Origin of the sequence: Hydrogenimonas sp., assembly GCF_029933015.1 — a bacterium.
Lineage (GTDB): Bacteria > Campylobacterota > Campylobacteria > Campylobacterales > Hydrogenimonadaceae > Hydrogenimonas.
Genome location: NZ_JAOZOZ010000021.1, coordinates 11,292 through 18,389 on the forward strand (window position 1 = coordinate 11,292; position 7,098 = coordinate 18,389).

The following is a 7,098-nucleotide window of genomic DNA, read 5'->3' on the forward strand; positions in this document are numbered from 1 at the left end:
TAACCGATGAATTTGCCGCTTCGCAGACGCTGGGCCTCCATCAGTTCGATCTCGCGCGCACCCGAGACGACGATGTTGCTGTCGGGGACGTAGTCGAGCATGTCGTCGCGTCCTTCGTAGTGGATGGAGTTGAGGATGACCCGCATGACGTTGAGCCGTGCCAGATGCTTGTTGTCGGAGCGGATGATGGTCCAGGGGGCGATGGTCGTGTGGGTGTGTTTGAGCATCTCGTACTTCATGTTCGTGAAGTCGTCCCACCGCTCCTGGGCCTGCAGGTCCACTTCGCTCAGTTTCCACTGGCGCAGAGGGTCGGTCTTGCGCCGTTCGAAACGTCGTCGCTGCTCCTCTTTGGTGACGGAGAAGTAGAGTTTGATCAGAATGATGCCGTTGCGTACCAGCCCCTTTTCGAAGCTGGGGGTATCCTCGATGAAGGTCTGGTACTCGTCGGGGGTGCAGAAGCCGAAGACGGGTTCCACCATGGCGCGGTTGTACCAGCTGCGGTCGAAGAGCACGATCTCTCCGCCCCGGGGAAACTGCTCCACGTAGCGCTGGAAATACCACTGGGTACGCTGCTCTTCCGTCGGCTTGCCCAGGGCTACGACCCGGTAGTGCTTCTCGTTCATATAACGGGTGACCCGGCGGATCGTACCGCCCTTTCCCGCGGCGTCTCGCCCTTCGAAGAGGATGATCATCTTGAGTTTGTTGATCTCCAGGTGCTTTTGGAGTTTGATCAGTTCGGCCTGGTAGGGTTTGAGCTCTTCGGCCTCCAGATATTTGCGTATCGCTTTCTTTTTCTTGAGCAAAACGGGCAGCGGATCGCTGTTGCCGCACACTTCGATATCTTCGAAAGTTTTCAGTTCTTCGATCTTTTCGTTTTCTTTCGCCATGACGTTTCCTTGGATAGGTTCTTTTTTATTGTATCATTTTAAGACCCAAGAAGAGGCTGAAATATGGATATCGAAAAGATAAACGAACTGCTCGAGAAAATCGAGGCGGCGGAGAGCGAACTTTATGAAGAACTGAGTGAAGATGAGGAAGAGGGCAGATGTGACTTTCTGCAAGAGCGTATACCTCTGTGGACCTACATTCGTGAGGGAAATCCACGCTACGTTCTTTCCGCGCCGATTATATACAGTATGATCGTTCCCGCTCTTATCATGGATGCTTGTGTCACGGTCTATCAGGCTACCTGTTTTCCTCTCTACGGCATACCCAAGGTCGAAAGAGGCGAATATATCGTTTTCGACAGGCACCGTCTGGCCTATCTGAATGCCCTGCAGAAACTCAACTGCCTCTACTGCGCCTACTTCAACGGTCTCATCGCCTACGTCAGGGAGATCGCTTCGAAAACGGAGCAGTTCTGGTGTCCGATCCGCCATGCCCGCAGGCTCAGGGGCGTGCATCGAAGGTATTGGCACTTTCTGAGATACGGTGACGGGAAAGATCTGAAAAACAGATGGTTGGAACTTCGGGAAGAACTGAAAAAAGAGGGAGAGAAACAATGGATATCAAAGCGTGTCTGAACGAATACATCAAAGAGCTCGAAAACGAGGTGATGAGGGTGCTGAGCGATCCCAAAACCGACAAGCGTACCAAAAATCTGGCGATGAAACCGCTCACCAGCAAAAAGCAGATCATAAAAAATACGATCGACGCACTCGATCTGGTCGACAGGGTGGCGGAAGAGGAGAGAAACAAAAAAGTGGGAGAGTGAGTTTTAGTATTGAGTGAGGGAGGCATGGCCTCCCTTTTTTCTATGCGCCAAACTCTAAGCTCCTAAGCTCTCTAACCTTCAATCGCCGCCAGTTCGGCTTTGATCTTCTCGAGCTTCTGCTCCGCTTCGGCCAGCGCCTTGCGGTTTTGCTCGATCACCTGGGCAGGAGCGTTGGCGACGAACTTTTCGTTTTTCAGCATACCGCTTAGTTTCATGATCTCTTTTTCGAGCTTCTCTTTTTGCTTTGTCATCCGGGCGACGATGGGGCCCATGTCGATGTCGGCGGTGGAGATGTAGCTCTCTACGTGGTCGCCCACGTCGGTGACCGCCTTTTCGGGTTTGGTGTCGGTGAAGACCACTTCGTCCACCTTGGCCAGTTTTTCGATGAAGGGTTTCATCATCGTTTCGTCGATGGGGCCTGCGAACTTGACGTAGGCTTTCTCGATGCGCTGATTGCCCTTGTCCACCAGGGTCTTGCAGCGGCGGATCGAGACGATCGCTTCGATGGCCAGGGCGAAATCGGCCATGATCCGCTCGTCGACGGGGCCGCTTGCGGGATAGCGCTTGATCATGATCGATTCGCTCTTTTCAAGATCTGTACCGCCAAGGCGCTGGTAGAGATACTCGGTGATGTAGGGCATGAAAGGATGCAGCAGTTTCATCGATTCCTTGTAGATGCTGCCCAGCTCGCTGACGCTCTCCTTGCTGGCTTTGGAGAGTTCGATCCCCCAGTCGCAGAACTCGCCCCAGAGGAAGCGGTAGAGCGTCGTGGCCGCGTCGTTGAAGCGGTACTGCTCGATGTAGTCGCGTGTCTCTTCGACGGCCATGTAGAAGCGGCTGAGCATGTAGCGGCCCAGGGGCGATTCGACGGCTTCGGGGTCGAGGTCGTCGAACTTCTCGGCGTTCATCAGCAGATAGTTGGCGGCGTTGTAGAGTTTGTTGGTGAAGTTTCGGCTGAGTTCCAGCTTCTCTTCACTCAGTTTGATGTCGCGCCCCTGCACCGCCAGGACCGCCAGGGTAAAGCGCAAGGCGTCGGCGGAGTATTTGTCGATCATCGTCAGCGGATCGATGACGTTGCCCTTGGATTTGCTCATCTTCTGCCCCTTCTCGTCCTTGACGAGGGCGTGGAGATAGATGTGGGGGAAGGGCAGTTCGCCCGTGAGTTTCTCGCCCATCATCAGCATCCTCGCTACCCAGAAGAAGAGGATGTCAAAACCCGTGATCAGCAGGGAGTTGGGGTAGAACTCCTCCATATCGCTTTCGAACCACTTTTCATTCTTGAACGCTTCGCCGTTGCCCCAGCCCAGGGTAGAAAAGGGCCAGAGACCGGAACTGAACCAGGTATCCAGCACATCGGGATCCTGGTGGATGTTGGTGCTGCCGCACTTCTCGCATTTTGTCGGGGTGTCACCCTCGAAAGCCCACTGGTGGCCGCAGTCGTCGCAGTACATCACCGGGATCTGGTGCCCCCACCAGAGCTGTCGGCTGATACACCAGTCGCGCAGGTCTCTCATCCAGGCGTTGAAGCTGTTGATCCAGTGTTCGGGAAAGAAACGGGCCTCCCCTTCGTTGACACGGCGGATCGCGTCGGCGGCGAACTCTTTTTTGACGAACCACTGTTTGGAGATGTAGGGTTCGACGACGTTTTTGCAGCGGTAGCAGTGGCCCACCTGGTGGCGGTGCTCCTCGACTTTCTCCAAAAACCCCTCTTCGTCGAGTTTTTTGACGATCGCTTCGCGGGCTTCGAGGCGTTCCATACCGGCGAACTCTCCGGCGTATTCGTTGAGGATGCCGTTTTCGTCGAAGACGGTGATGAAATCGAGCCCGTGGCGCAAGCCGACTTCGTAGTCGTTGGGGTCGTGGGCGGGGGTGACCTTGACCACGCCGGTCCCGAACTCTCTGTCGACGTGTTCGTCGGCGATGATCGGGATTTCCCGGCCGATGAGCGGCAGCAGGATCGTCTTGCCGATCAGGTCCTTGTAGCGCTCGTCCTCGGGGTGGACCATGACGGCGGTGTCGCCGAAAAAAGTCTCCGGGCGGGTCGTGGCGACGACGACATGGCCGCTGCCGTCGCTGAGAGGATAGCGGATGTAGTAGAGCTTTCCCTCACTCTCTTCGTATTCGACTTCGATGTCACTGAGCGCCCCGTCGTGGGTACACCAGTTGATCATGTAGTTGCCCTGGACGATCCAGCCCTGATCGTACATCGTCTTGAAGGCCTTTTTGACGGCGTTGGCCAGCCCCTCGTCCATCGTGAAGCGCTCCCGGCTCCAGGCGGGCGAGACGCCGAGGCGGCGCAGCTGGGTGGTGATGGCGTTGCCGGAGCTCTCTTTCTGTTTCCAGGCGAGCTTGAGGAACTCCTCCCTGCCGATCTCCTCTTTTGTCTTACCCTGTTCGAGCAGCTGCTTTTCGACGACGTTCTGGGTGGCGATGCCGGCGTGGTCGGTGCCGGGCTGCCAGAGGGTCTTGAAGCCGTCCATACGCTTGTAGCGGACGATGATGTCCTGCAGCGTGAAGGTCAGCGCGTGGCCGATATGCAGGTGGCCCGTGACGTTGGGCGGGGGCATCATGATGCAGAAAGTCTTCTCCTTCTCCTGAATTGCGGTGTTTCCGTCGGTTTCGAAATAACCCCGCTCTTCCCACGTTCTGTAGTAGTCGTTTTCGATCGCTTTGGGATCGTAATAATTTTTTTTGGTGTCGCTCATAAAAGCCTCTTCGGTTGATTCGTTGAAATAAGCGCGATTATATCCAAAAGCCTGTAATATTCCGGTTAAAAAACAAAGGGTTGTATGCCTCTTTCTCGTCTCAATCCCGAACAGCTCGCCGCAGCCAAAGCGCCCTTCGGGCACAATCTCATCATCGCTTCCGCCGGAACGGGGAAAACCTCCACGATCGTGGGGCGTATCGGCTATCTGCTGGGGCAGGGTATCAAACCCGAAGAGATACTGCTTCTTACCTTCACCAACAAAGCGGCGGCCGAAATGGTGGAGCGCGTGGCCGGCTATTTCAGCCGGGAGGTGGCCGGCAGGATCGAAGCGGGAACCTTCCACGCCGTCAGCTACCGCTGGCTGAAAAAGATGGACCGGTCGATCATTCTCAAACAGCCTTCGGAACTCAAAACCCTCTTTCGCTCCATCTACGACAAACGGCAGTTCCATCACATCGGCGCCGAGGCTCAGCCCCTTTCGGCCAACTTTCTGCACGACGTCTACTCTCTGTGGCAGAACGCTTCGGTGGAGGAGTTCGGCGAGTGGCTCGAAAAGCGCCATCCGGGGCAGGAGAGTTACGCCGAAATCTATCTCGATATCGTCGAGGAGTTCGAAGCGACCAAAAAAGAGTACGGTTTCGTCAACTTCAACGATCTGCTGATCCAGATGCGGGAGGTGTCGAAACGGACGAAACTCCCTTTCAGGGAAGTGCTGGTGGACGAGTACCAGGATACCAACGAGCTGCAGGGCAGTTGGATCGACGCGATGGACCCGCCCTCGCTCTTTTGCGTGGGTGACTACGATCAGAGCATCTACGCTTTCAACGGCGCCAACATCCATATCATTGGAAGCTTCACCCGCAAGTATCCCGACGCGCGGGTCTTCACGCTTTCGAAAAACTACCGCTCCACGGCGCCGATCCTCTCTCTGGCCAACCGGGTCATCGAATACAACGAGCGTATCTATCCCAAGCAGCTCGAAGTGGTGCGCAGCGGCGGTGCCATGCAGCCGAAACTGCTGATTTTCGACAATCTGATGCAGCAGTACGAAGCGATCGCCCAGACGATCCGAAGGTCGACGACGCCCCATCCCCAGATCGCCGTCATTTTCCGAAACAACGCCACGGCCGACGGGATCGAGGCGATGCTCAGGGAGCAGGGGATTCCCTGTCGGCGTAAAGGGGGACGGAGCTTTTTCGATGCCAAAGAGGTCAGGGCCGCCCTCGATCTGGCGACACTGATGGCCAATCCGAAGGATATGATGGCCTTCATCCACATCTTCGAATACGCCAAAGGGATCGGAAGCGCCACGGCCAAGGAGCTCTTCGAGGGACTCGTAGCCCTGGGGCACGGCGATATGCTTTCGGGGATTCTGCATCCCGATGACCAGGTCAATCCCTTCAAGGCCCGGACGGTCAACTATCAGCTGGGGCTTTTCGACCATCCCACCCATGTGGGATCGGTGTCGCGTTTCGCCCATCTGGGATTCGACGAGAAGTTCATGGCCCATCCGATTCTCAAGCATCCGGCTCTCAACGCCGATGGCGTTACCTTCATTCACGATTTTTTCAGACTGGTCGCCTCCCTTCGTCCAAAAAAGCAGCCCGTTCCGATCATGCGGGAGATACTCGCCTCGAAAACCTACCGGTTCATCGCCGAGCAGTTGGCGACGAAACGGGCGACGCTCAAGAACGGTGAAGTGGACGAGACGAAAAAAAACGAAGCCCATGAGCGCATCAGGCGCAAAGGGGTGCTTCTCGTGCAACTGGCGGGCGCGTACCGCAGTCTCGAAAAGTTCATCAACGCCATGGTGCTGGGAGGTGGAGAGCTGAGCGAAGGGGAGGGGGTGAATCTGCTGACGGTCCACGCCTCCAAAGGGCTGGAGTTCGATGAAGTCTATGTCATCGACCTGATGGACGGACGCTTCCCCAACCGAAAGCTCGCCAGCCAGGCGGGATTGATCGAAGAGGAGAGACGGCTCTTTTACGTGGCCGTCACCCGGGCGAAAAACCTGCTCTATCTCAGTTACGCCAAATATGACAAATTCAAGGATACGAGCTTCTTCCCTTCACAGTTTCTCTATGAAGCGGGTCTGTTGAAAAAGGATCAGGTTTACGAGAAGCTCAAGCAGCTGAGCGAAGGTGGGGAGGAGGAAAGGAAGTGAAGGCGAAGCCCCTCCGAAAGGGGCCGCCGCTTCGGGTCAGTGTCCTTTGACGGCGCGGGCCATATCCCACATCGGCAGGAAGATACCCAGAGCCAGCAGCAGGACCAGTGCTGCGATGATGGCCAGCATGATCGGCTCGATGTAGCTGGACATGTTGTCGAGAATGTGGTTGAAGCGCATGCGGTAGTAGTCGGTGACTTTGCGCATCATGTTGTCGAGCTGGCCGCTGCTCTCGCCGGCGCTGATCATCTGGATGATCATGTTTTCGAAGACCCCGGTGTCCCGAAACGCTTCGGTAAGGCTCACACCTCGAGATACGGAGACTTTGACCGCTTCGAGTTTTTCCCGCATGACGGCATTGTCGATCATGCTTGTCGCCGTATCCAGTGCGTCGGCGATGGGGATGCCCGCGTGGACCAGTTCGGTGAATACGATGGAGAAGCGGTTGAGGGTCGCGAAGAAGATGATATCCTTGATCAGATAGGTTTTGAGCATCAGCTTGTCGGCTTTGTA

6 protein-coding genes are annotated in these 7,098 nt (G+C 56.0%); 3 read left to right on the forward strand and 3 right to left on the reverse strand.

The window, feature by feature from the left end; all coding sequences use genetic code 11:
• A partial coding sequence (ppk2, locus tag Q1K23_RS02830; RefSeq protein WP_300362118.1) for a polyphosphate kinase 2 occupies positions 1–887 on the reverse strand: 887 nt, incomplete at its 3' end.
• 63 nt (positions 888–950) lie between these two features.
• Between ppk2 and Q1K23_RS02835 the strand changes: the two genes are divergently transcribed.
• Together Q1K23_RS02835 and Q1K23_RS02840 are read left to right on the forward strand one after the other, a co-directional pair.
• Entirely contained in the window at positions 951–1,523 is a 573-nt protein-coding gene (locus Q1K23_RS02835; RefSeq protein WP_300362121.1) for a hypothetical protein, read from the forward strand.
• A complete protein-coding gene (locus Q1K23_RS02840) occupies positions 1,502–1,714 on the forward strand; it encodes a hypothetical protein (RefSeq protein WP_300362124.1) in 213 nt (70 codons plus the stop codon). The genes Q1K23_RS02835 and Q1K23_RS02840 overlap by 22 nt, the downstream gene beginning before the upstream one ends.
• 71 nt (positions 1,715–1,785) lie before the next feature.
• On the opposite strand, the gene Q1K23_RS02845 is transcribed toward Q1K23_RS02840, so the two are convergent.
• A complete protein-coding gene (locus Q1K23_RS02845) occupies positions 1,786–4,419 on the reverse strand; it encodes a valine--tRNA ligase (protein WP_300362127.1) in 2,634 nt (877 codons plus the stop codon).
• Positions 4,420–4,503: 84 nt separating this feature from the next.
• On the opposite strand from Q1K23_RS02845, the gene Q1K23_RS02850 reads away from it, so the two are divergent.
• A complete protein-coding gene (locus Q1K23_RS02850) occupies positions 4,504–6,585 on the forward strand; it encodes an ATP-dependent helicase (RefSeq protein ID WP_300362129.1) in 2,082 nt (693 codons plus the stop codon).
• A 36-nt stretch (positions 6,586–6,621) separates the two neighbouring features.
• Here the strand turns inward: Q1K23_RS02850 and Q1K23_RS02855 are convergent.
• Positions 6,622–7,098: type II secretion system F family protein (locus Q1K23_RS02855; RefSeq protein WP_300362131.1), on the reverse strand; the 477-nt coding region annotated here is incomplete at its 5' end.

Coding starts and splice junctions, on each gene's coding strand:
- Q1K23_RS02845 (WP_300362127.1), bottom strand. CDS start 4,419: ATGAGCGACACCAAAAAAAATTATTACGATCCCAAAGCGATCGAAAAC.
- Q1K23_RS02835 (WP_300362121.1), top strand. CDS start 951: ATGGATATCGAAAAGATAAACGAACTGCTCGAGAAAATCGAGGCGGCG.
- Q1K23_RS02850 (WP_300362129.1), top strand. CDS start 4,504: ATGCCTCTTTCTCGTCTCAATCCCGAACAGCTCGCCGCAGCCAAAGCG.
- Q1K23_RS02840 (WP_300362124.1), top strand. CDS start 1,502: ATGGATATCAAAGCGTGTCTGAACGAATACATCAAAGAGCTCGAAAAC.